The sequence below is a fragment of the Bacillus sp. SIMBA_008 genome (assembly GCF_046535495.1).
GTDB lineage: Bacteria > Bacillota > Bacilli > Bacillales > Bacillaceae > Bacillus > Bacillus subtilis.
On the sequence record NZ_JAWRWL010000437.1, the window covers coordinates 1 to 273 of the forward strand.

The 273-nt window shown below is 46.9% G+C and carries 1 pseudogene; it reads right to left on the bottom strand.

The annotated features are described in order from the left end of the window. Nucleotides 1-101: 101 nt before the first annotated feature. Nucleotides 102-273 (bottom strand): annotated as a pseudogene (locus tag SB658_RS23915) (rRNA (guanine-N1)-methyltransferase); the annotation flags it as partial.

The window sequence follows — 273 nt, forward strand, 5'->3', positions numbered from 1 at the left end:
TCACAGAAGAACAGCAATGGGCGAAACTGCGTCATGTCGTCAGCATTGCCGGTGAAGTCTGGAAATAAAAAAAAGACACGCGATCAGCGTGTCTTTTCTGTTTACAGAGGACCGGTTCCGATTAAAATATCGATATCTATCGTAATATCCGCCGCTTTTCGGCTGATAAACCGCCGGATGCTTTCATCAGTACATTTCCATGTTAAGGGCGTCATTTTCACAAGCCGCTCGAGGTCAGGCTGCGATAAGGTCTTCGTGTAACACAGCCGTTTG